Annotated in this window: 19 protein-coding genes and 1 pseudogene; 12 read left to right on the top strand and 8 right to left on the bottom strand. The window is 63.0% G+C overall.

Annotated features, from left to right (window positions below):
- Positions 1–9 precede the first annotated feature (9 nt).
- Together speB and AC1DYC_RS12090 are read left to right on the top strand one after the other, a co-directional pair.
- Complete coding sequence (gene speB / locus AC1DYC_RS12095; RefSeq protein ID WP_477326706.1) at positions 10–1,050, top strand: agmatinase; 1,041 nt, start codon at positions 10–12, stop codon at positions 1,048–1,050.
- A gap of 42 nt (positions 1,051–1,092) precedes the next feature.
- Positions 1,093–2,001 (top strand): annotated as a pseudogene (locus AC1DYC_RS12090) (aldehyde dehydrogenase family protein); the annotation flags it as partial.
- Positions 2,002–2,018: 17 nt separating this feature from the next.
- Here AC1DYC_RS12090 and AC1DYC_RS12085 read toward each other — a convergent pair.
- On the bottom strand, positions 2,019–2,258 hold the full coding sequence (locus AC1DYC_RS12085) for a hypothetical protein (protein WP_477406552.1): 240 nt from the start codon (positions 2,256–2,258) through the stop codon (positions 2,019–2,021).
- A 39-nt stretch (positions 2,259–2,297) separates the two neighbouring features.
- On the opposite strand from AC1DYC_RS12085, the gene AC1DYC_RS12080 reads away from it, so the two are divergent.
- A complete protein-coding gene (locus tag AC1DYC_RS12080) occupies positions 2,298–2,600 on the top strand; it encodes an ATP-binding protein (protein ID WP_477406550.1) in 303 nt (100 codons plus the stop codon).
- A 17-nt stretch (positions 2,601–2,617) separates the two neighbouring features.
- Here the strand turns inward: AC1DYC_RS12080 and AC1DYC_RS12075 are convergent, their stop codons facing one another.
- The 4 genes from AC1DYC_RS12075 to AC1DYC_RS12060 all read right to left on the bottom strand — a co-directional run bounded on the left by AC1DYC_RS12075 (position 2,618) and on the right by AC1DYC_RS12060 (position 7,990).
- Positions 2,618–3,673, bottom strand: coding sequence for an ABC transporter permease (locus tag AC1DYC_RS12075; protein ID WP_477406548.1), 1,056 nt, complete (start codon positions 3,671–3,673; stop codon positions 2,618–2,620).
- Positions 3,670–5,223: a sugar ABC transporter ATP-binding protein gene (locus tag AC1DYC_RS12070; RefSeq protein ID WP_477406546.1), complete on the bottom strand. Its 1,554-nt coding sequence runs from the start codon at positions 5,221–5,223 to the stop codon at positions 3,670–3,672. The genes AC1DYC_RS12075 and AC1DYC_RS12070 overlap by 4 nt, the downstream gene beginning before the upstream one ends.
- Positions 5,224–5,283: 60 nt before the next feature.
- Positions 5,284–6,567 carry a substrate-binding domain-containing protein gene (locus AC1DYC_RS12065; RefSeq protein ID WP_477406544.1) on the bottom strand — a complete coding sequence of 428 codons (1,284 nt, stop codon included), beginning with the start codon at positions 6,565–6,567 and terminating at the stop codon, positions 5,284–5,286.
- Positions 6,568–7,315: 748 nt separating this feature from the next.
- Positions 7,316–7,990 (bottom strand): GntR family transcriptional regulator, encoded by a 675-nt coding sequence (locus AC1DYC_RS12060; RefSeq protein WP_477406542.1) that lies wholly within the window; start codon positions 7,988–7,990, stop codon positions 7,316–7,318.
- Positions 7,991–8,282: 292 nt separating this feature from the next.
- Here AC1DYC_RS12060 and AC1DYC_RS12055 point away from each other — a divergent pair, with 292 nt between their 5' ends.
- From AC1DYC_RS12055 to atzF, 8 genes are read left to right on the top strand one after another with little or no spacing between them, the layout of a single operon-like run.
- Positions 8,283–9,410: a BMP family ABC transporter substrate-binding protein gene (locus AC1DYC_RS12055; RefSeq protein WP_477406540.1), complete on the top strand. Its 1,128-nt coding sequence runs from the start codon at positions 8,283–8,285 to the stop codon at positions 9,408–9,410.
- Positions 9,411–9,433: 23 nt separating this feature from the next.
- A complete protein-coding gene (locus AC1DYC_RS12050; protein ID WP_477406538.1) occupies positions 9,434–10,558 on the top strand; it encodes an ABC transporter permease in 1,125 nt (374 codons plus the stop codon).
- The gene (locus tag AC1DYC_RS12045) at positions 10,558–11,484 is read left to right on the top strand and encodes an ABC transporter permease (protein WP_477406536.1); all 927 of its coding nucleotides are present in this window, start codon (positions 10,558–10,560) and stop codon (positions 11,482–11,484) included. The genes AC1DYC_RS12050 and AC1DYC_RS12045 overlap by 1 nt, the downstream gene beginning before the upstream one ends.
- Before the next feature lie 14 nt (positions 11,485–11,498).
- Positions 11,499–12,200, top strand: a complete 702-nt coding sequence (biuH, locus tag AC1DYC_RS12040) for a biuret amidohydrolase (RefSeq protein ID WP_477406534.1) — start codon at positions 11,499–11,501, stop codon at positions 12,198–12,200.
- Between the two features lie 9 nt (positions 12,201–12,209).
- Entirely contained in the window at positions 12,210–13,739 is a 1,530-nt protein-coding gene (locus AC1DYC_RS12035) for an ABC transporter ATP-binding protein (RefSeq protein WP_477406532.1), read from the top strand.
- A complete protein-coding gene (locus AC1DYC_RS12030) occupies positions 13,739–14,407 on the top strand; it encodes a cysteine hydrolase family protein (protein WP_477406530.1) in 669 nt (222 codons plus the stop codon). Before AC1DYC_RS12035 ends, AC1DYC_RS12030 begins: the two co-directional genes overlap by 1 nt.
- The gene (locus AC1DYC_RS12025; protein ID WP_477406528.1) at positions 14,400–14,750 is read left to right on the top strand and encodes a cupin domain-containing protein; all 351 of its coding nucleotides are present in this window, start codon (positions 14,400–14,402) and stop codon (positions 14,748–14,750) included. Before AC1DYC_RS12030 ends, AC1DYC_RS12025 begins: the two co-directional genes overlap by 8 nt.
- Complete coding sequence (atzF, locus tag AC1DYC_RS12020; RefSeq protein ID WP_477406526.1) at positions 14,747–16,591, top strand: allophanate hydrolase; 1,845 nt, start codon at positions 14,747–14,749, stop codon at positions 16,589–16,591. The genes AC1DYC_RS12025 and atzF overlap by 4 nt, the downstream gene beginning before the upstream one ends.
- A 255-nt stretch (positions 16,592–16,846) precedes the next feature.
- Here atzF and AC1DYC_RS12015 read toward each other — a convergent pair whose 3' ends face one another.
- The 3 genes from AC1DYC_RS12015 to AC1DYC_RS12005 form a co-directional block, all read right to left on the bottom strand.
- A complete protein-coding gene (locus AC1DYC_RS12015; protein ID WP_477406524.1) occupies positions 16,847–17,956 on the bottom strand; it encodes an alcohol dehydrogenase family protein in 1,110 nt (369 codons plus the stop codon).
- 54 nt (positions 17,957–18,010) lie between these two features.
- On the bottom strand, positions 18,011–19,504 hold the full coding sequence (locus AC1DYC_RS12010) for an NAD-dependent succinate-semialdehyde dehydrogenase (RefSeq protein ID WP_477406522.1): 1,494 nt from the start codon (positions 19,502–19,504) through the stop codon (positions 18,011–18,013).
- Positions 19,505–19,633: 129 nt separating this feature from the next.
- Complete coding sequence (locus AC1DYC_RS12005; protein ID WP_477406520.1) at positions 19,634–20,125, bottom strand: Lrp/AsnC family transcriptional regulator; 492 nt, start codon at positions 20,123–20,125, stop codon at positions 19,634–19,636.
- 82 nt (positions 20,126–20,207) lie between these two features.
- Between AC1DYC_RS12005 and ehuR the strand changes: the two genes are divergently transcribed.
- Entirely contained in the window at positions 20,208–21,593 is a 1,386-nt protein-coding gene (ehuR, locus tag AC1DYC_RS12000; RefSeq protein WP_477406518.1) for a MocR-like ectoine utilization transcription factor EhuR, read from the top strand.
- Positions 21,594–21,701 lie beyond the last annotated feature (108 nt).

The following is a 21,701-nucleotide window of genomic DNA, read 5'->3' as shown; positions in this document are numbered from 1 at the left end:
GGTTTCGCAATGGTTGACTTTAATGAGCGCCTTGTAGCGCTGCGGGCGAAGTTCGCCGACAGTCTCGAGTTTCATGATCCGAAATTTCGCAAGGTTGGTGAGAAGATATTTAGCGGGGGGACACGTCTGGCGCCGTATTCCGGCATCTCAACCTTTGCCGGCTTGCCATTGAAGGCAATCGATTTCAAAGCACCCGACTTCGGCGATCTCCAGGTAGCGGTAGTCGGCGTGCCAATGGACCTTGGTGTAAGCAACCGACCCGGATCGCGTTTCGGGCCACGTGCAATACGGGCAATTGAGCGGATTGGGCCGTACAATCACGTCCTCGAATGCGCGCCTGCGCTCGATCTTAGGATCGCCGACATAGGCGATATTCCTTTCGCAAGCCGCTACCGCCTGGAGCAAAGTCACGATGATATCCAGGCGGCGATTGCGGCGGTCGTCGCTGCGGGCTTAATTCCCGTCTCGGTTGGAGGTGATCACTCGATCACTCATCCTATCCTCAAGGCCGTCGGCCGCGATCGTCCGGTCGGGTTGATCCATATCGATGCGCATTGCGACACGGGCGGCCCTTTCGATCAGACGAAGTTCCATCACGGCGGCCCGATGCGTAACGCGGTCTTGGACGGCGTGCTCGATCCCGCTCGGACAATCCAGATCGGAATTCGCGGCTCGTCGGAGTATTTGTGGGAATTCTCCTACGCCTCCGGCATGACGGTCATCCACGCCGAAGAAATTTCGGGCCTTGGAATCGAAGCCGTGATCCGCAAGGCGAGGGCGATTGTAGGCGACGGCCCGACCTACCTTTCTTTTGATGTCGACAGCGTCGATCCGGCCTTCGCACCGGGGACAGGCACTCCAGAGATTGGAGGGCTCACGACGCGCGAGGTGTTGGAGCTCATCAGGGGACTGAAGGGCGTCAATCTTGTTGGCGCAGACGTCGTCGAAGTGGCTCCGCAATACGACTCGACGACCAACACAGCGCAGGTCGGCGCACAGGTGCTCTTTGAAATTCTGGGCCTGCTGACGTTTAGCCCTTCGCTTGCTTGAGCGAGGGAGTGAGCCTTATTCGAATTGGGAAGGAGCGTCGTTATGCTCGATAAGCGGAAGTTCTATATCGGCGGCGAGTGGGTATCGCCAATCGCCGGGCAGAACCTGGAAGTTCTGAACCCTGCAACCGAAAAGCCGATTGCCGTCATTTCCATGGGTACGGCAGAAGATATCGACAAGGCTGTCGCGGCAGCAAAAAATGCCTTCGGGTCCTACAGCCAAACCACTCTTGAAGAGCGCCTCCGGCTGCTCGAAAGATTTCTGGCCATTTATGTGCGTCGTTACGACGAGATGGCTGAAACAATCACGTTGGAGCTTGGCGCCCCTATCACCATGAGCCGGCAGCAGCAGGCCGATGTCGGTGTTGGCCATCTGCAGGGATTCATCGATGCGCTGCGTGGTCTGAAAGCTCGCGAGGAATTGCCGAACGGCGATATTATTTTGCGCGAACCTATCGGCGTCTGTGGTCTGATTACACCCTGGAATTGGCCGATTAATCAGATCGCTCTGAAGGTGGTGCCGGCCCTCGCGACGGGTTGCACATGCATCTTGAAGCCCAGCGAATTCACGCCTCTCAATGCCATGCTGTATGCTGAGATGATTGATGAGGCGGGCTTTCCTGCGGGTGTCTTCAATTTGGTCAATGGCGGCGCCGACTGCGGCGCGGCTCTTTCAAAACATAGGGACGTCGACATGATGTCTTTCACAGGCTCAACGAGGGCCGGGATCGCAGTCAGCAAAGATGCTGCGGACACTGTGAAAAGGGTCACCCTGGAGCTTGGTGGCAAATCTCCGAACATCGTTTTTGACGATGCCGATCTCGACGAGCGGGTTTCCGCCAGTGTGGCCGAATGCTTCAATAACTCCGGCCAGTCCTGCGATGCACCGACGCGGCTCCTCGTACAGCGCTCTGTCTATCAAAGGGCAATCGAGATAGCGCGTCGCGCCGGCATCGGTGGTCGCAGTCATCATTGCTCCGGCCGACGGCGGTTGGCGATCAGGGTGAAGATGTAGGAGGCCCCGGCGATCACGACGCCAAGCACGAACGAGACGGCGGCCGCATAGCCATACTGCTGGTTCGAAGTCGCCAGCGAATAGGCATAGAGGTTCGGCGTGTAGCTCGAATTGATGGTGTTTCTGGCGAGCGCGCATCGAAGAACTCGCCCTTGCCGGCTTCGATGCCGAATTGAGACCGGATTCAGCTCCAACAGGTGGTCCTCAATCTGATCTTGAACGCTGTAGACGCAATGAAAACAACCGCCGTAGGGTCAAGGGAAATCCTGATCAGTACGACGAATGCCGAATCGACCGACGTACTCGTGGCGGTGCGTGATTCCGGCATTGGCGTTGAGGATTCCGATCACGAGCGCATATTCGACGCGTTCTACAGCAACAAGCCCGATGGTTTGGGCCTGGGGCTCTCGATCTGCCGCTCGATCATCGAAGCCCACGGCGGGAAATTGTGGGTGACCTCGGAAGCAGGCCAGGGAGCAACCTTCCAGTTCACACTGCCGACCAGCCAACCGCCATCTGCCGCTGACGCGGCCTGATCGACTGCTACGACGGCTCAGTCCAGATCGCGGTTGTTTTCCAACGCTGCCAGCCAGCGCCAGAGCGTGCCACGACCGCGGCGCGAGCCCGCTATGACGGCCGCGACAATGATGATGCCCTGGACCATCAACTGCTCCGGCGCGCCGAAGCCGGCAAGAAGGAGTACATTGCTCAGCATGCCGATCAGCAGCGACGCGGTCACCGCCCCAACGACGCTGCCTCTGCCGCCGGACAACGAGCAGCCGCCGATGACGGCGGCGGCGATGACCGGCAGCAGATCGGCCGAGCCGAGCGTGAAATCCCCGGCCGCGTACTGGCCGTCATAGAGCACGCCGGCAAGTGCCCCGGCCGCGCCACTTGCAACCATGACACCGACCTTTATGCGCTCCGTGCGGATGCCGGAGTAGCGCGCTGCGCCGGCATTGGCCCCGGTGGCGAGCACCCGCCTGCCGAGACCGGTGTAGGACAGGATCACGCTGCCGATCACCAGTACCCCGAACGACCAGAAGGCGAGGATAGGGACCGGGCCGACCGATCCCGAACCGAACCAGAACAGAAACCGATCGTCGGAGATCGAGATCGTGTTGGTATGCGTCACAATCTGGGCCAGACCTTGCATGACCCCCATCGAGCCGAGCGTCACCACGAACGACGGTATGCCGAAGAAAACCGTGGCTAGGCCATTCACCAGTCCCACCAAGGCGCCAAACGAAATCGCCACGGCGACGGCGAGCAGGAAGTGGAGGTGCAGCGACAACAGGACCGCGGCGATCAGCGCCGAGACCGGAACGATCGAGGCGATGGACAGATCGATCTCGGCGGCGCACAGCACATAAACCGTCGCGACGGTCATCACGGTGGTGGTCGTGGAGATGCGGACGATCGCGAGCAGATTGGCCGTCGTCAAAAATGCAGTGTCGCGCAGTATCACCGAAAAGATCGCCAAAACGACCAGCATCGCCCCGACCAGAATGGCCGGGCTCTGGCCGCGGGAGGCGCTCCACAACGCCCAGCCCAGGCGCCGGCCAGCCCGTAGCAACAGTTTCTTTTCGCGCGTGTCCGGCTGGCTCACTGGCACGCTCTGTCCGGCTCTGCGTGGATCGCCGCCGAGAGGTAGTGTTCGCTGAACGCATGCTCGTCTTCGCTGGCGAAGGTGGCCCGGATGATCCCGTCCCGCAGGATCACGATGCGGTCGGAGATGGACGTGGTTTCCAGCAGGTCGGACGAGACCCACAGCACGGTCGCGCCCGCATCCGCCAAGCCGCGGACCCGCGTCATGATTTCGCGCGCCGCGGCGATATCCACGCCGAAGGTCGGCTCGTCGAACAGCAAGACCTGCGACCCGGCGGTCAAGGCTTTCGCCAAAACGACTTTTTGCTGATTGCCACCCGACAATTCCTGGACCGGCTGATGCATGCTGCTCACCCGGATCCCGAGTGTGTCGATCATCCGCCGCACCTGCCGGCGGCCTTCTGCACGCTTCAGGAATCCCAACGTGTCGATCAGACGTTTCAGCGCGACGAGGATGATGTTCTCGGCAACTGACTCGAGCAAGACGAGCCCGTGTGCCGCGCGATCCTGCGGAACGAGAAAGACACCGTGCGCAATCGCGTCGGCAGGAGAGTGGGGCCGGTACGGCCTGCCGAACAGGCGAAGCGCGCCGTCACTGGCACGCAGGTCGCCGAAGAGAGCCCGCAGCAGGGTGGTGCGACCACTGCCCGCAGGCCCGACGATGCCGAGAACCTCGCCGGCGAAGGCCTCGACCGAAATGTCGCGCAGCTTTGTCCCGACGCGCAGATTGCGGACGGTCAGGGTCGGGACCTGGCCCGACCCGTGACGCGCCGGCGCGCGTCGGCGCGCATGCGCCTCCGGCAAGGAACGTCGCCCGAGCATCGCGGAGACGAGCGCAGCCATGTCCACCGACTTCGTCGCGCAGGACAGGACGACCTTTCCTTCACGCAGGCAGGTCACTTCGTCGCTGACCGCGAACACCTCCGAGAGGTGGTGAGTGATCAGCACGATACCCGTTCCTCGGGCGGCGATGGCGCGCAAGACCGCGAACAGCCTCTCGATCTCATCGCTGCCCAGGGGCGCCGTCGGCTCGTCGAGCACCAGAACCCGGTTGCCAAGGCGCAGCGCCTTGGCGATCTCGATCAACTCCTGCTCAATCGTGCTCATATCCGACACCCACAGTCGAAGGGTGGACGGCCGGATGCCGAGCTGCTCGAGCATGTCCTGGGCCTCGGTCCGCTGACGTCGCAGGTCGACACCGCCCAAGGCATTCTGGCGCTCGGCGTTGAGAAAGATGTTATCGATGCCCGTCATCGTCGCGATGAGGCTGCGTTCCTGCATCACCATCCCGAGCCCCAACGCGCGCGCTTCCGCAGGACGGGAATAGGTCAAGCTTCGACCGCCGATGCGCACTTCACCCGTGGTCGGCCTCTCGGCGCCCAGCGCGATCTTCATCAGGGTGGATTTGCCCGCGCCGTTGTGGCCGACAATCGCATGGATACTGCCGCGCCGGACCTTGAGGTTCACATCCTCCAGAACCCAATTCCGATCGAAGCGCTTGCCGATATGCGCCATTTCGAGAGCGCATGCGTGTTCGTCAGCCTCGGACACCGGGCTCGTCCCCTCGCAACGCTCTTGGCCAACTCATCTTGGCTCGGAAAAGCGGGCATTTCACTGGCAGGCTGTATCCGGGCATTTTATCTCCGGTCCGTGCATGAAATCCCAGGCAGCACTCATGTCGGAATTCGAAAAAACGGGGAAGGTCGGAACCAGAACATACTGGTAGTTGCTTTTGCCGATCGACGACAGCGCGGCCGTCAGCGCCATCACCCGTCCGGCGTCGTACACATCCGGGGCCATGTCCAAGACGATAGGACCATTGTGTCTGAGTTGGTAGATCCCATCGCCGCCCAGGTCCATGGTCACGATCTTGATCTTATCTTCGAGATGCAAGGCCCGGATTGCCGCAGCCTCGCCGAGTGCGGGCGGATCTTCCCAAGGGGCGAACAAGAGATTCACGTTCGGGTGCTGAGTCAGGAAAGCGATCGTGAAAGCCTGCGGCGAGCTAAAGTTGGTGAAGCCGGACGCGGGATTCGATGGGTCCGGCTCGCCGTTGGTCACGATCTTGATGTTGGGGTATTTCTTCAATCCGTCGAGAAACCCATGCTCGCGCGCCTGAACCGGCGGCGAGTCGTTGATCCAGTGGATGTAGCCGAGCTCGGCGCCGTTTGGATACTGCTGGTGGACGGCATCAGCGAGTTGCAATCCGAGCCCGTAGAAATCGTAGCCGACCAGGGATTTGATCGGACCGTTCTGCCCGATCTCGAGTTTAGGCGATGCGACAGCCCATAGGCTGATGACAATGCCTTGATCCACGGCGGGCTTCAAAATCGCGCCGAGCTGCGCCGGGTTTGCGACGCCACCGGTGAGCAGAATGTTCGGTCGCAACGGCAGTATGGCGGCGAGCACGCCGCTCAATCCGTTGGGATTGAAGGCGTAGTTTCCAATCCGTAGCAGTCTGATGCCCAGGGCATCAAATACAATCTTGGCGCCGCTGTTCATGGCGAGGTTGTATGGCGCGCTTGCCCAATCGATGTAGACCGCCGTCAGGTGCTGATCGCAAATCCGCTTGGCATCTTCAGGCGTCACCCTGACCTGGTCGTACCAGGTTACCGGTATGTCCTTGGGCGCCCCCAGCATCGTCGCAGGCGTGTGGAAGCCTTGCTGCAGCAACGCTTCGATCATCGCCGGGCCGCCGATGGCACTTGGAACCGGTCTCGGATCGAGCGCCGCGGCATTGTACGTCCCGCACGGCGCCAGATTGGGGTCCACGGCCACGATCGAATTCTGGGCTGAGACGCCCGCAGGTAAAATCGTCGTCCCGAGAACGACCAACAGGATCGACCGGAATGCACGCAACGCGAAATTGACGTGCTTTCTCTCTGTGCGTTCCATGCCCTTGATCCGCCCGATACCCCAGTCTGAATGCTAATTCAGAATCGATCTTGACACCAGACTAGGCGACCTAGCATCCGACAGGAGCCTGGACCTGAGCTTGTATTCGTTCGCATTTTGTGCCAACGGACCCTTCCGAGAACGAAGTGGACTTCCACACTTGGCAGCTCATCAGGTGCGTCGTGCTCGCCATCGCGCACGGCCCCCGCAACCACAACAACCATCGCGAAGTGGCGGTCCGCCTGGCACCTGCTTCTCGGTTCTACAATAGCTCAACTCGTTGCGCCAAAGGTGACATGAGTCAATGAGTTCACTGTTTGGCTTCGGCGGAACGATACGGAACGATACGGGAAGACTTCTGATTTTGGCCCACGAAAAACCAATGAAATCAAAGATTTTAATACGTCCTCCGGGCCCACCAAAATACTCATTTAAGTAATTGAATTTGCTGTATATTTATGATGTGTCCCACGATGTGGACTCGAACCCCCTCTTTCTGACCAAAAACTAACCCCCAGCGATTTTCATCGCGATTTCAGAATCGCCTGAGGCGATATCGCATTGTCGGGGTTCAAATCGCTGGAGCGCTGCCGTCTTTCCCACGTTCAGAAAACTTGCGATATCTCTTACTGGGCATGACAGCACCGATTTCGGGGGTGCCGCAACCTGCTTTGAATGCGCTGGTACGATGCCGCGGGTGCGCAGTGCGGCCGGGTTGGAACCATCCGAATTCCTTCTCGATGGGCCTCTAGAGACCCAGCGGCTTGGCTCGCGCCTGATCGTCAACGACAAACACGGCGCTCGCTTCGCTGACGATGGACACGTGATCCCTGGCGGCTTTGCCGGCAGCAGCGCTGTCGCCACGCAGGATCGCGGTGACGATGGCGTCATGCTCCTGCCAGGATTTCGCTAGGCGTCCGGCCAGCCTGAACTGGGCGCGGCGGAAGGGAGCCAGCCGGCTGCGTGTCGTGGCGGTCAGCTCGTAGATGTGCGTGCTGTGGGCGCCGCGATAGAGCCGGCTGTGGAACTCGGTGTTGAAGTATTCATAGTCTTCCTCGGCGCCCAGCCGCACCAGCCGAGCCGAGGCCTGGTGCTCGGTCTCGAGTGCACGGCGTTCGCCGCCGGTCATGCGCTCGGCGCAGAAGCGCGCGCAAATCGCTTCCAGTTCGGCCATGCTTTCGAACATCGAGGCGAGGTGCTCCTGCGTCACCACGGCGACAATGGCGCCGCGGTTGGGCCGTCTTTCGACCAGGCCCATGGCGCTGAGATGACCAAGCGCCTCGCGTACCGGCGTGCGGGAGACGTCGAAGCGGGCAGCCAGCGACGCCTCGTCGAGCTTTTCGCCGGGGCGCAGGAAGCCGGTGACGATGCGGTCGCCGATCGCCCTCACCATCTGATCGACGGTCGTGCCCGACCTGACCAAGCTGCGCTTTCCCGACACGTCTCCTCCGTCCAGTCTTTTTGCAGGGTTGGCTCGCCGGCCAGTCTCGACTCGGGGCTCCTCACTCTATGCCTTTATTTTAATCTACATGTCAAACTGGCTATTTCCAAGGCAAAAAGTGTATGCAATTGCCTTCCACTTGAGCAGGTAGCCTCGACATACCAACTGATTTTATTGCATAAATTACGATTTTAGAACTGGCACGTTGATTGCATGCACTTTCCTGAGAAGGCGTTAACCGGCCCGGAAAGGGTCCAACAGGGGAGCATAAGAGATGACCGACAGATTCATGCTTAGCCGCCGCCAGCTGCTCAAGACCTCTGCCGCAGGAGCCGCACTTGGTCTTGCCTCTGCGGCTTTTCCCGTCAGCAGGGCCTTAGCCGCCGCTGCCACCGTCGGCTTCATCTATGTCGGGCCGAAGGACGACTATGGCTACAACCAGGCGCATGCCGAGGGTGCGGCGGCGCTGAAGGGCATCGAGGGCATCTCCATCGTCGAGGAGGAGAACGTTCCCGAGACGGTCGACGTCCAGAAGACGATGGAATCGATGATCAATCTCGACGGCGCCTCGCTGGTCTTCCCGACCTCGTTCGGCTATTTCGATCCCCACATGCTGGCCATGTGCGCGAAATTCCCCGACGTGCAGTTCCGCCATTGCGGCGGCATGTGGGACAAGGCCAAGCACCCGATGAATGCCGGCTCCTATTTCGGCTATATCGGCATGGGCCAGTATCTCAATGGCGTCATCGCGGGCCACACCTCGAAGACCAAGAAGCTCGGCTTCGTTGCCGCCAAACCGATCCCGCAGGTGCTGCTCAACATCAACTCCTTCCTGCTTGGCGCACGCTCGGTCGACCCGACCATCACCTGCCAGGTGATCTTCACCGGCGAATGGTCGCTGGCGGTCAAGGAAGCGGAAGCCACCAATGCGCTGGTCGATCAGGGTGCCGACGTCATCACTTGCCATGTCGACAGCCCGAAAGTGGTGGTCGAGACGGCCGCCGGGCGCGGCGCCTTCGTGTGCGGCTACCACGCCAACCAGAGTCCGCTTGCGCCGGAAAAATACCTCACCGGAGCCGAATGGAACTGGGCCAAGGTCTACAAGATGTTCGTCGACGATCTCGTCGCCGGCACGCCGCTGCCCAACTTCACGCGCGGCGGCCTGGCCGACGGCTTCGTCAAGATGAGCCCGCTTGGCCCGGCCGTGAGCGAGGCGGCCCACAAGCAGTTCGACGCCACGCTGGCTGAAATGATGAAGGGCGGCTTCTCCGTCATCAAGGGTCCGTTGAAGAGCAACAAGGGCGCCGTGGTGGCGACGGAAGGCCAGGCCTTCGTCGAGACCGCCATCGAGCTCGAAAGCATGGACTATCTCGTCGAGGGCGTCGTCGGCTCGACCGCCTGAAGCTGAGCGCGGAGACGGGGATCATGACGGATACGGTCAGCAGTGCGGAGGCGCCGGCCATTCTCGGCGCCAGGGGATATCCAGCGGCGCTCGAATGGATCGCCAGGCGGGCGGAAGCCTTCGTCATTCCGCTCGCGGCGCTGGTCGTCGGCATGGTCCTGTTCAGCCTGTTCATTGCGCTGGTCGGCAAGTCGCCGCTCCAGCTCTATGAAACCATGTGGCGCGGCGGCTTCGGCTCGTGGTTCTCCATCCAGAACTCGCTGTCGCGCGGAGCCCCGCTGCTGCTTGCGGCGCTCTGCGTGGCGCTGCCGGCCCGGCTCGGCCTTGTCGTCATCGGTGGCGAGGGCGCCATCGTGCTCGGCGGCGTCGCCGCCGCTGCCACAGGCGTGGCAATCAGCGGCGCGCCATCCTTCATCGTCATTCTTGCCATGGGCGTGGCGGGCATGGCCGCCGGCGGCATCTGGATCGGTGCCGTCGGCGCGCTTCGCCACTACCGTGCCGTCAACGAAACCATCTCCAGCCTGCTGATGGCCTATATCGCCATCGCCCTGATGAACCATCTGGTGGAAGGGCCGCTGCGCGATCCCGCCTCGCTCAACAAGCCCTCGACCCAGCCGCTGGCCGACGCCTATCGCATCGGCAACATTCCCGGCATGGAGGTGCACTGGGGCCTTATCGTCGGCATCGTCGCCTGCATCCTTTCCTGGCTGCTGATCGAAAAGACCCGCTGGGGCTTCGCCGCCCGCATCGCCGGTGGCAATGTCAGGGCAGCCCAGGTGCAGGGGCTGGCCGTCGGACCGCTGATCGTCGGCTTCACCGCGCTTGCCGGCGGCTTCGCCGGCCTTGCCGGCATGCTGGAAGTCGGCGCCGTGCAAGGCAGCGCCAATGCCTCCCTCGCAGCCGGCTACGGCTATACCGGCATTCTTGTTGCCTTCCTTGCCCGCCACAACCCGTTGGCGATCATCCCCGTCGCCATCCTGCTTGGCGGCATCAACGCGTCCGGCGGCTTGATCCAGCGCCGCATGGACCTGCCCGATGCCACGGTGCTGGTGCTGCAAGGGATGCTCTTCGTCGTCATCCTGTTCAGCGAAACCTTCTACGGCCGCTTCAAGGCCTTCAATCCGGACCTCTGGAAGAGAGGCGCCTGATGGACGCGACCGAGATCGGCCTCTGGGGCGTCCCGCTCGCCATACTCGGCGGCGCCATCCGGGTTTCGACACCCTTCATCTTCGTGTCGCTTGGCGAAGCCATCACCGAACGCTCCGGCCGCATCAATCTCGGCCTCGAGGGCACGCTGGTTTTCGGCGCCATGACCGCCTACGCGGTGGCGGTGATGACCGGTTCGCCCTGGCTCGGCCTGCTGGCGGCCGCAGCAGTCGGCCTCTGCTTCGGCCTGTTCCACGGCTGGATCTGCAAATTTCCCGGGGTGAACGACATTGCCATCGGCATCGCGCTGATGCTGCTTGGCTCGGGTCTCGCCTTCTTTTTCGGCAAGCCGTTCATCCAGCCCTCGGCACCCGACCTGCCGGCCATCCCCTTCGGCAGCTGGTCCGATATTCCACAGGTGCAGGCGGCGCTAAACGTCAATGTGCTCTTCCTGATCGGCGCGGCACTGGCGGCGTTCCTGTGGTGGGCTTTCCGCAACACCCGCGCCGGCCTGATCCTGCGCGTCGTCGGCGACAGTTCCGATGCAGCGCGCGCCATGGGCCTCAACCCGAACACGGTGCGCCTCATCGCCACCGGCCTCGGCGGAGCACTGGCCGGCATCGGCGGCGCCTATCTGTCGCTCTACTATCCCGGCAGCTGGACCGAACGCATCTCATCCGGACAGGGGCTGATGGCGGTGGCGCTGGTGATCTTCGCGCGCTGGAATCCGCTCGGCTGCTTTGCCGCCGCCCTTCTGTTCGGCGGCGCCGGCGCGCTCGGCCCGGCGCTGCAGTCAGTCGGCGTCACGCAAGGCTACTATCTGTTCTACGCCGCCCCCTACATCCTCACCCTGATCATCATGATCGCCACTTCGTCGCCGAGCCGATCGCTTGCCGGCGCGCCGGGCGAATTGTCGATCACCAAGTAACTGGAGTTTTTGCCATGAACGCCAGAGCCGAGATCACCCAGCGCTACATCGACGCCGACCCCTATCCATGGCCCTACAATGGCGAACTTCGCCCCGACAACACGGCGCTGATCATCATCGACATGCAGACCGATTTCTGCGGGCCGGGCGGCTATGTCGACCATATGGGCTACGACCTGTCGCTGGTGCGGGCGCCGATCGAGCCGATCAAGTCGGTGCTGTTGGCCATGCGCTCGAAAGGTTACACCATCATCCACACGCGCGAGGGTCACCGGCCCGATCTCGCCGACCTGCCGGCCAACAAGCGCTGGCGCTCTCGGCGCATCAATGCCGGCATCGGCGATCCCGGCCCGTGCGGGCGCATCCTGGTGCGCGGCGAACCCGGCTGGGACATCATCCCCGACCTCTATCCGGCCGAAGGCGAGCCGATCATCGACAAGCCGGGCAAGGGCTCGTTCTGCGCCACCGATCTGGAGCTGATCCTCAACCAGCGCGGCATCGAAAACATCGTGCTCACCGGCATCACCACCGATGTCTGCGTGCACACCACGATGCGTGAGGCCAACGACCGCGGCTTCGAATGCGTCATGCTGGAGGATTGCTGCGGCGCGACCGACTACGGCAACCATCTTGCCGCGATCAAGATGATCAAGATGCAGGGTGGCGTGTTCGGCGCGGTGTCGAATTCGGCGTCCTTCGTTGCCCAGCTGCCATGAGGTTCGACCATGAGTGAAGGCGGCAGGAAAGCGGTCAGCGTCGAGACCATCGGCATGACCATGCGCTTCGGCGCCTTCACCGCGCTCAGCGACGTCTCGATCAAGGTGCCGGCCGGATCGTTCCATGCGCTGCTCGGCGAAAACGGCGCCGGCAAGTCGACGCTGGTCAAATGCATGATGGGTTTTTACCACCCGACCTCCGGCGACATCCTCGTCGACGGCCGCGAGGTGGCGATCGCCAGCCCCCGCGACGCCTCGGCGCTCGGGCTTGGCATGGTCTACCAGCACTTCACGCTGGTCCCGTCGCTGACCGGCGCGGAAAACCTGGTCATCTCGCGCGAAAAGGTGCCTGGTATCATCGACTGGCGCAAGGAGCGCGCCGACCTTGCTGCCTTCATGGAACGGATGCCGTTCAAGCTGCCGCTCGACGTCAAGGTGGCCGAACTCGCCGCCGGCGAAAAACAGAAGCTGGAGATCATCAAGCAGCTTTATCTCGGCCGCAGCTTCCTGGTGCTCGACGAGCCGACTTCCGTGCTCACCCCCGGCGAAGCGCAGGAAGTGCTTGGCCTGGTGCGCGACATGACCAGAGCGAGCGGCCTCACCGTGCTGATGATCTCGCACAAGTTCCATGAAGTGACTGCGTTTGCCGACGACATCACGGTGCTGCGCAAGGGCAGGCTGACCGGAACCGGAAAGGTGTCAGCTCTCTCGCACAGGGAGATGGCGGCGATGATGATCGGCGACCAGCCGATCGCCGCGCTCGACAGCCGCGCTCCGGTTCCGGCCGACGCCAGGCAGATCCTGACGGTAAAGTCGCTGAAGGCGCCCGACCGGACAGGCCTGAAAACCATCAATATCGGCGAACTCGATGTGAAGTCCGGCGAGATCGTCGGCGTTGCCGGCATTTCCGGCAACGGCCAGAAGGAGTTTCTCGAAGTCCTGGCCGGGCAGCGTACGCGCGACGGCGGCGACGTACTGGTCAAGGGATCGCCTTACGGCGCCAGCCGCGCCGAGGCGCGGACGCTCAATGTCCGCTTCATTCCCGAGGAACCGTTGCGCAACGCCTGCGCGCCGAAGATGACGGTGGCCGAAAACATGGCTTTCCGGACCTTCGATTTGAACGAAGCCGGCAAACCGATCAGCTGGATCAGGATGAGCGCCATCCGCGACTATGCGACCCGTCTGGTCGAGCAGTTCAAGGTCAAGACCGCTTCGCTCGCCTCGCCGATTTCGTCGCTGTCGGGCGGCAATGTGCAGCGCGCCGTCCTCGCCCGCGAACTCACCGGTGCGGTCGATCTGCTGATCGTCTCCAACCCCTGCTTCGGCCTCGATTTCTCGGCGGTAGCCGAAATCCGCGCCCGCATCATGAAGGCGCGCAATGCGGGTGCCGCCGTGCTGCTGATGTCGGAAGACCTCGACGAACTGCTCGAACTGTCCGACCGCATCTTCGTCATGTCGGATGGCGCGCTGGTCTATGAGACGCCGATCGCGCAGGCCAGCGTGCAGACCATCGGCGAACACATGGCAGGACATCACTGATGGCGGAAATCGATGCGCTGCCGTTTTCCTTCGCCTTCAAGCCACAGACCATGGCGCTGGTGGTCATCGACATGCAGCGCGATTTCGCCGAGCCCGGCGGCTTTGGCGCCAGTCTCGGCAACGACGTCAGCCGGGTCACGGCCATCGTGCCGACGGTGAAGAAACTAATCGAAGGCTTCCGTGCCGCCGGCCTGCCTGTGATCCACACCATGGAGTGCCACAGGGCCGACCTTTCGGACCTGCCGCCGGCCAAGCGCAATCGCGGCAATCCGACCATCCGCATCGGCGATGCAGGTCCCATGGGCCGCGTGCTGATCGTCGGCGAACCGGGCACGGCGATCCTCGACGAGCTTGCACCGCTGCCGGGCGAGATCGTCATCGAAAAACCTGGCAAGGGTGCGTTCTACGCGACCAGTTTTGGCGAGGATCTGAAACGGCTCGGTGCTCAGCAACTCGTCTTTGCCGGCGTCACCACGGAAGTCTGCGTGCAGACGACCATGCGCGAGGCCAACGATCGCGGCTATGAGTGCCTGCTCGCCGAGGACGCCACGGAAAGCTATTTCCCAGAGTTCAAGGCGGCGGCATTGGCCATGATCAGGGCGCAAGGCGCCATCGTCGGCTGGACGGCGACGACCGACCAGGTGCTTCAGGGAATTGCCAATGGCTAATCTGAGTTTTGCCGGCCTCATCGGTGGCGGCTGGCGCGAGCTGGCGTTCGAGCCATTTCGCGAGGGCATCACCGTGCACTGGCTGCTGAAGGGCGGGCCTGTCGAGCCGTCGGTCGCCATCCTCAACTACCGGCCCGGCGCCACCGTGCCGCACCACCGCCATGTCGGGCTGGAAACCATCGTCGTGTTGGAAGGCACCCAGAGCGACGAGAACGGCGGCTATCCCGCAGGCAGCGTCATCCTGAATCCAGTCGGCACCGAGCATTCGGTGTGGACGGAAGACGGCTGCGTCGTGCTGATCCAGTGGGACCTGCCAGTGATCATTCTGGGGGAGGTCAAATGAGCGAGATCCGCTTCGACATCGGCAGTCTGCATGCGGCCTATGCGGCCGGCGTCACTGTCGCCGACATGATCGATGCCGTGCATGAGCGCATCGCGGCGGCTGACGATCCCGGCATCTTCATCCATCTCGCCGCCAAGGCGGAGATGCTGACGCAGGCGCAAAAGCTCGGGCCGCTCGATCCGGTGGCCAAGCCGTTGTGGGGCGTGCCGTTCGCGGTCAAGGACAACATCGATGTCGCCGGCATGCCGACGACCGCCGCCTGCGCCGAATATGCCTATACGCCCGACAGGGACGCAACTGTGGTGGCGCGGCTGAAGGCGGCCGGCGCGCTGGTGGTGGGCAAGACCAATCTCGATCAATTCGCCACCGGCCTGGTCGGCGTGCGCACGCCTTACCCTATCCCGAGGAACGCTGTCGATGCCAGCCTGGTCCCCGGCGGCTCCTCGTCTGGGTCTGCCGTGGCGACCGCGCGCGGCATCGTCTCCTTCGCGCTCGGCACCGATACCGCCGGTTCCGGCCGCATTCCCGCCGGGCTCAACAACATCGTCGGGCTGAAGCCGACGGTCGGCGCGCTCTCCGCCGCCGGCGTCGTGCCGGCCTGCCGCACGCTCGACTGCGTCTCGGTGTTCGCGCTCACCGTCGACGACGCCTATGAGGTGTTTTCCGTCGCGGCCGCCAAGGATGCCGCCGATGCCTATTCACGCGCCATCAAGGTGCCCGCCCTTGCCGCCCTCCCGCCGGTGCTGAGCGTCGGCGTGCCGGCGAAGGCGGATCTCGAATTCTTCGGCGACCGTTCCATGCAGGCCGGCTTCGAGGCGGCTCTGACCACGCTGAAAAAGCTCGGCTGCCGGCTGGTCGAAATCCCGTTCAGCGATTTCTACGCCGCCGCCAATCTTCTCTATGAGGGCGCCTGGGTGGCCGAACGCTACGCGGCGATCCGCGACTTCATGGACGCCAACGAAGCGGCGATGCATCCGGTGACGCGCAAAATCATCGGCGGCGCGCGCAGCCTGTCGGCGGCCGACGCCTTCAAGGGCCTCTATGCACTTCAGTCCTACAAGGCGAAGCTCGCCCCGCTCATCGCCTCGGTCGACCTGTTCTGTGTGCCAACCGCGCCGACGCATTATGCCCTTGATACGGTGCTCGCCGATCCGATCGTCACCAACAGCCGGCTGGGCACCTACACCAATTTCGTCAATCTGCTCGACATGTGTGGCATCGCCGTGCCGACAGGCAAGCGCGACGATGGGCTGCCGATGAGCGTGACATTGCTCGCCATGGCAGGGAGGGACTGGCAGACTGCGGCACTGGCCGGCGACATCCATGCCGCCAGTGGCCTTCCGCTTGGCGCCACGGGCTGGCCGCAGCCCAATCTGCAGCCGGCCGCTTTCGCGCCCTGCGACGGTTTGATCGACCTTGTCGTGGTCGGCGCGCATCTGTCTGGCATGCCGCTCAACGGCCAGCTCAGCCAGCTCGGTGCGCAGTTCCTGCGCGCAACCAGGACGGCCCCCGCGTATAGACTCTATGCGCTGGCTGGCCAGTCTGTGCCCAAACCCGGCTTGATCCGCGTTGCCGATGGCGGCATGCGGATCGACGTCGAGGTCTGGCGGCTTGAGCCGGAGGCCTTCGGCCGTTTCGTCGCTGCCATTCCGGCGCCGCTCGGCATCGGCACGGTCGAACTCGACGACGGGGCCCCGGCCAAGGGTTTTCTGGTCGAAACCGCCGGCTTGGACGGTGCCTCCGACATCTCCTCATTCGGCGGCTGGCGCCGCTTTGTCGCACGCAGCAAGGACATGGTCGACCAAAGTGAGCTGCAGCGGAACTGGCCCGCTGCCGGTTAGTATCAGCGTCTCCTGGAAGCTCCGATCTTCATCTGCCTGATGGCATTTCCGGTCGTGAAATCGGATGCAAGTGAAAAAACTACCGGGCAATCAAAGCAGACATTTCTGGACTGTTTGCCGACTGGGGCGGAGTTCGGCGCGACGCTTGAACTTCAGCCGGAACCCAAATGGCTTTACCGTCCGATATCGAGTTCGGGCAGGTGCCGGATGCCAGACAGATGACCTTATTTGAGGTGACGTCGGTTGGGGCCTGGATCAATGATCTTGGCCGCGCCTCCACATTGCATCCGGCATCACGACGAGCTTGCCGACGAAGTCCTTGCCCATGAAGTCTGTCTGGGCACGGTGGAAGTCCGACAGTTTGTAGACGCCGCCAACGAGAGGCTTGATTTTCTTCTCCTCGACGTAGCGCACGACGCGGCGAAAATCAGCCCGCGTGCCCTGGCTGGAGCCGTGCAGCTGCAGTTGCTTCAGATACATCGTCCTGAGATCGAGTTGCACAACCGGGCCGGCAATCGCGCCGGCGGTCGTGTAACGGCCCTCGGGCCTGAGGATGCGCAACAGGTCGTTGAAGATCGCACCGCCGACGAGATCGGCCACCACATCGATCGGCTGGCCGCCGGTCGCTTCATTCACGGCCGCCGGCAGATCGGCACCGCCACGAGTGATGACCGCCTCGGCGCCGATGTCGCGCACCGCCTGCTCCTTGCTCTTGCCGACGACTGCATAGGGGATCGCACCGCGCGCCCGTGCCAGCTGCACGATGCCGGAGCCAACGCCGCCCGAGGCACCGGTGACCAGCACGCGCTCGCCGGCTTTCAGCCCGGCACGCTCCAGCATCTGCTCGCCGGTGAGATAGGCGCAGCAGAAGGTGGCGAGTTCTACGTCGCTCATCTCGGTGTCGACGACATGGGCGTTTTCAGCCGGCACCGCCTGGTACTCGGCGTAACCGCCGTCACGGCCGTGGCCCATATAGTCAATGTCGGCGAGTGAGTCGTCGTCGCGGTTGTAGATGGAGAAATCGACCATCACCCGTTCGCCAATGCGATCCGGCGAGACGCCTTCGCCGACAGCAGCAATGGTACCGACCGTGTCGGTGCCCTGGATACGCGGGAAAACAAGCGTGTTGCCCTGGCGTCGCCAGGTCGATACGGCGGCGGCGTCTTCCTCGGTGCCATAGGCGCCCTGGCGCACCCAGACATCGGTGTTGTTCATACCGCAAGCGCTGACCTTGACCAGCACTTCGCCGGCTGCAGGCACAGGCACTTTGACATCGGTGCGGTAGACGAGCTTTTCCGGTCCGCCATGCCCGGTGAGCAGCACGGCGGACATGGTGGCCGGGACGGTTCTTGTTGTGGCGTTCATGGACAGATCTCAGATATTGGCAAACAGCTTCTAATGCATCCGTTGACCTGGAACCTATGCGACGTCCAGGCAGAGATATTTGAGATCGGTGAAGGCTTCGAGCCCGTGGCGCGAGCCTTCGCGGCCAATGCCGGATTGCTTGACGCCGCCGAACGGGATCGGTGCCCCGGTGATCTTGACGCGATTGATGGCGACCATACCGTAGTCGAGGGCGCGGCCAAGGCGCTGTTGGCGAGCGCCGTTCTCGGTCACCACATAGGCGACGAGGCCGTATTCGGTGGCGTTGGCGCGGGCGATCACCTCGTCCTCGCTGGCGAAGGGCGTCATGGCAGCGACTGGACCAAAGGTCTCTTCGCGCATGATCAGCGCTTCGTCGGAAACATCGACCAGCAGCGTCGGCTGGTAGAACAACGGCCCGGCCTGATGTCGTTTGCCGCCGATCAGGCAGCGCGCGCCATGGGCGATGGCATCGGCGACCTGCTCCTCGACCTTGGTCACCGCGCGCTCATGCATCAGCGGCCCGATGTCACACTTGTCGGCAAGCCCATTGCCGGTTCGCAATATCTCGACGCGCCTGGCAAAGGCGGCGCAGAAGCGATCGTATATCGGGCGATGGACATAAATGCGGTTGGCGGCGAGGCAATCCTGGCCCGACGTGGCGAACTTGGCGTCGATAGCGATGCTCACCGCTTTGTCGAGATCCGCATCCGCAAACACGATCAGCGGCGCATGGCCGCCAAGCTCCATCACCAGCCGCTTCATCGTAGCAGCACTTTCCGCGGCGATCAGCCTGCCGATCTCCGTCGAGCCGGTAAAACTCATGGCGCGGACGCGCGCATCCTCGCACATGCGGCCGACAATCGTCGCGGCTTTGCCGGTGATGACGTTGAGGACGCCGGCGGGCAGGCCGGCACGCTCGCCAAGCTCAGCCAGCGCGAGCGCCGACAGCGGCGTCTCCGAGGACGGATGCGCGACGATGGTGCAGCCGGCGGCAAGCGCTGCCGCCGCCTTGCGGGTCAGCATCGCCGACGGAAAATTCCACGGCGTGACGACGCCGACAATACCGATCGGCTCGCGCCGCACCATCATTTCCGCGTTGGGCAGATGGTTGGTGACGCTCTCGGCGTTAAGGCGTTTAGCTTCCTCCGCATACCACTCGACGAAGGAAGCGGCGTAGTCGATTTCGCCAAGCGAGTCCTGCAGCGGCTTGCCTTGCTCCAGTGTCATCAGCAGAGCGAGATCGTCTTTTGCGGCAATGATCAATTCGAACCATTTTCGCAGAATTTTGGACCGCTCCTGCGGCAGCAGCGATCGCCAGGCCGGGAAGGCACGCGCGGCGGCATCGATCGCCCTGGTTGTCTGCCCGGCATCGAGCGCGGCAACAGAGGCAACGGTGGTGCCAGTGGCCGGATCGGTCACTTCGAAGCTTTTGGCGGCATCGCTTGCCGTCCAGTGGCCATCGACATAGGCGAGTTCGCGAAGCAGCCGGCGGTCGGCAAGGCGTTCCAGCGCCTCATGGCGATGCGAGCGAGCGAAATGCGCGGACATGATCGAGGCCTCCCGTTTCCGACTGTACGGGAAGACTATCGGTCATTAAGCAGACAGAGAGATTGTTTGCGTGCCCGGTCGTGGAGAGAGTCTCTCTATTCTGCCGCCTTGGCAGACGATCTCTCCGGGCTAGGACGATGCCGGCAGCAGGTCGGCGATGGGGAGAACGAGCTCCTCCTTCACTGTCTTGGTGACAATGTAGGTGAAGTAGCGATCGATGCCGATTTCGCGCTCGAGCAAGCCGTCGACCAGCCGCTGATAGGCATCGATGTCGCGCGCCATCACCTTTACCACATAGTCGACGCCGCCGCCGACAGACCAGCAGGCTACGATCTCGGGGATATCGCGGATGACGCGCTCGAAGCGGTCGAAATCGGCCTGGCGGTGGCTGGCCAGCGTCACCTCCATCAATACGGTGGCGACCGGCGTCACGACACGCATGGCGATCCTGGCGTGATAGCCCGAGACGATGCCGGCCTTTTCCAGCTTGCGCAGCCGCATCCAGCAGGGCGTCGGCGAAAGGCCGACCTGCTCGGCCAGCGCCAGCTTGGTGATGCGTCCGTCGCGCTGGATGGCCTCGAGGATTTTCAGGTCGATGGCGTCGAGTTTCGCTGATCTCATCGGCGTCCACTTTTTGTCGGCATCACCATGACGGCGCATGATTTCGATTGTCAATTGCACTGATTCTGATCTCTAATAAGTCATGACATTGTGGCAACCCGATCCCGCGCTGCTTCGCCGGCCGGCCTATCAATCGCTGGCCGACCAGTTCGCGCGCGCCATCCATGACGGGCGGCTGGCCAATGGCGCGCGGCTGCCGACGCATCGCCGGCTGGCAGACGATCTCAAATTGTCGGTGCAGACGGTCAGCCGCGCCTATGAGGAACTGATCCGGCGCGGCTTGATTTCGGGCGAGATTGGCCGCGGCAGTTTTGTCCAGACGCAACGCCGCGAGCCCGAGCCGCCCTATCTGCCGGAACGCCTCGGCGAGGTCATTGATCTCTCCATCCTGAAGCCGGTCTGCGAGCCGATGCATCTGGAGCGGCTGAAACAGGCGCTGGGCTGGCTGGCGGAAAACCTGCCGTCAAGTTCGGCGCTGTCGTTCCGGCCCAACATGGTGTTCCCGCGCCATCGCGCGGTGGCGGTGGACTGGCTGAAGCTGTGCGGGCTGGATGTTTCCGCACAGAATATCAGTCTCACCAATGGCGCCACCGCCGGGATGACGGTGGCGCTGATGAGCGTTGCGCCGCCGGGCTCGACCGTCGCCACCGAGGCCATCGGCCATCACACGCTGGTGCCGCTGGCACGCTATCTCGGTTTCAACCTGGAAGGCCTGCCGATCGACGGCAACGGGCTGATCCCGGACGCTTTGGACGAGGCCTGCCGGCTCTCGGATATCCGCGCGGTCTTCGTACAGCCCTCGGTGATCAACCCGACGGCTACGCTGATGGATGCGCGGCGGCGCGAAGAGATCGCCGCGGTGGCGCGCAAGCACGACATCGCCATCATCGAGAACGATGTGCTGGGGCCCCTGGTCGAAGACCGGCCGCCGCCGGTTGCCGCCTTCGCGCCGGAGCGGACGCTCTATGTCACTTCCTTCACCAAGATCACCGTGCCCGGCCTGCGCATCGGCTACCTCGCCGCGCCCGACCGCTATGTCGCGGCGGTGGCCAACCGGCATCTGGTGTCCAACTGGATGGCGACGCCGCTGGTGGCCGAGATCGCTACCAAATGGGTGACCGACGGCACGGCGATGGACCTCGTGCGCTGGCAGCGCGCGGCGTTGCGGCGGCGCCAGGATATCGCGGCCGAAGTGCTGGCCGGGGTCGACTACCGCGCCCGGCGCGACGGGCTGCATGTCTGGCTGCAATTGCCGGCCAACCGCGCCGAGGACAGCTTCGTCGCCCAGGCCCGCTTGCAGGGCGTGGCGATCGCGCCCGGCACCTCCTTCCGCATCTCCGATGCGCCTTGGCATCCGGCGGTGCGCATCTCGTTGGGCTCGACCACCGAGGGGGAACTGCGTGCCGGCCTCGGCGTTGTGACCAAGCTGCTGCTTGGCGATCCGGAGCATCTGCTGCTCGCAATCTGAGCGGAAATTGCCCTGAAATCATGCGGTGCCGGAAATATTGTCATGAGATTATTTTCTCAATTGACATGATTTGGCGCCTTCCCCATCGTTAAGGGCACAGGCTTCTCC

It is taken from the genome of Mesorhizobium sp. P2_E7, assembly GCF_056403855.1.
Note: the sequence above shows the minus strand (reverse complement) of the source record. Positions and strands in the feature narration are given on the sequence as shown.

Excerpts from the sequence above, each read along its gene's own strand:
- speB (WP_477326706.1), top strand. The coding sequence starts at position 10 with ATGGTTGACTTTAATGAGCGCCTTGTAGCGCTGCGGGCGAAGTTCGCC.
- AC1DYC_RS12080 (WP_477406550.1), top strand. The coding sequence starts at position 2,298 with ATGAAAACAACCGCCGTAGGGTCAAGGGAAATCCTGATCAGTACGACG.
- AC1DYC_RS12065 (WP_477406544.1), bottom strand. The coding sequence starts at position 6,567 with ATGGAACGCACAGAGAGAAAGCACGTCAATTTCGCGTTGCGTGCATTC.
- AC1DYC_RS12055 (WP_477406540.1), top strand. The coding sequence starts at position 8,283 with ATGACCGACAGATTCATGCTTAGCCGCCGCCAGCTGCTCAAGACCTCT.
- AC1DYC_RS12050 (WP_477406538.1), top strand. The coding sequence starts at position 9,434 with ATGACGGATACGGTCAGCAGTGCGGAGGCGCCGGCCATTCTCGGCGCC.
- AC1DYC_RS12045 (WP_477406536.1), top strand. The coding sequence starts at position 10,558 with ATGGACGCGACCGAGATCGGCCTCTGGGGCGTCCCGCTCGCCATACTC.
- biuH (WP_477406534.1), top strand. The coding sequence starts at position 11,499 with ATGAACGCCAGAGCCGAGATCACCCAGCGCTACATCGACGCCGACCCC.
- AC1DYC_RS12035 (WP_477406532.1), top strand. The coding sequence starts at position 12,210 with ATGAGTGAAGGCGGCAGGAAAGCGGTCAGCGTCGAGACCATCGGCATG.
- AC1DYC_RS12030 (WP_477406530.1), top strand. The coding sequence starts at position 13,739 with ATGGCGGAAATCGATGCGCTGCCGTTTTCCTTCGCCTTCAAGCCACAG.
- AC1DYC_RS12025 (WP_477406528.1), top strand. The coding sequence starts at position 14,400 with ATGGCTAATCTGAGTTTTGCCGGCCTCATCGGTGGCGGCTGGCGCGAG.
- atzF (WP_477406526.1), top strand. The coding sequence starts at position 14,747 with ATGAGCGAGATCCGCTTCGACATCGGCAGTCTGCATGCGGCCTATGCG.
- AC1DYC_RS12015 (WP_477406524.1), bottom strand. The coding sequence starts at position 17,956 with ATGAACGCCACAACAAGAACCGTCCCGGCCACCATGTCCGCCGTGCTG.
- AC1DYC_RS12010 (WP_477406522.1), bottom strand. The coding sequence starts at position 19,504 with ATGTCCGCGCATTTCGCTCGCTCGCATCGCCATGAGGCGCTGGAACGC.
- AC1DYC_RS12005 (WP_477406520.1), bottom strand. The coding sequence starts at position 20,125 with ATGAGATCAGCGAAACTCGACGCCATCGACCTGAAAATCCTCGAGGCC.
- ehuR (WP_477406518.1), top strand. The coding sequence starts at position 20,208 with ATGACATTGTGGCAACCCGATCCCGCGCTGCTTCGCCGGCCGGCCTAT.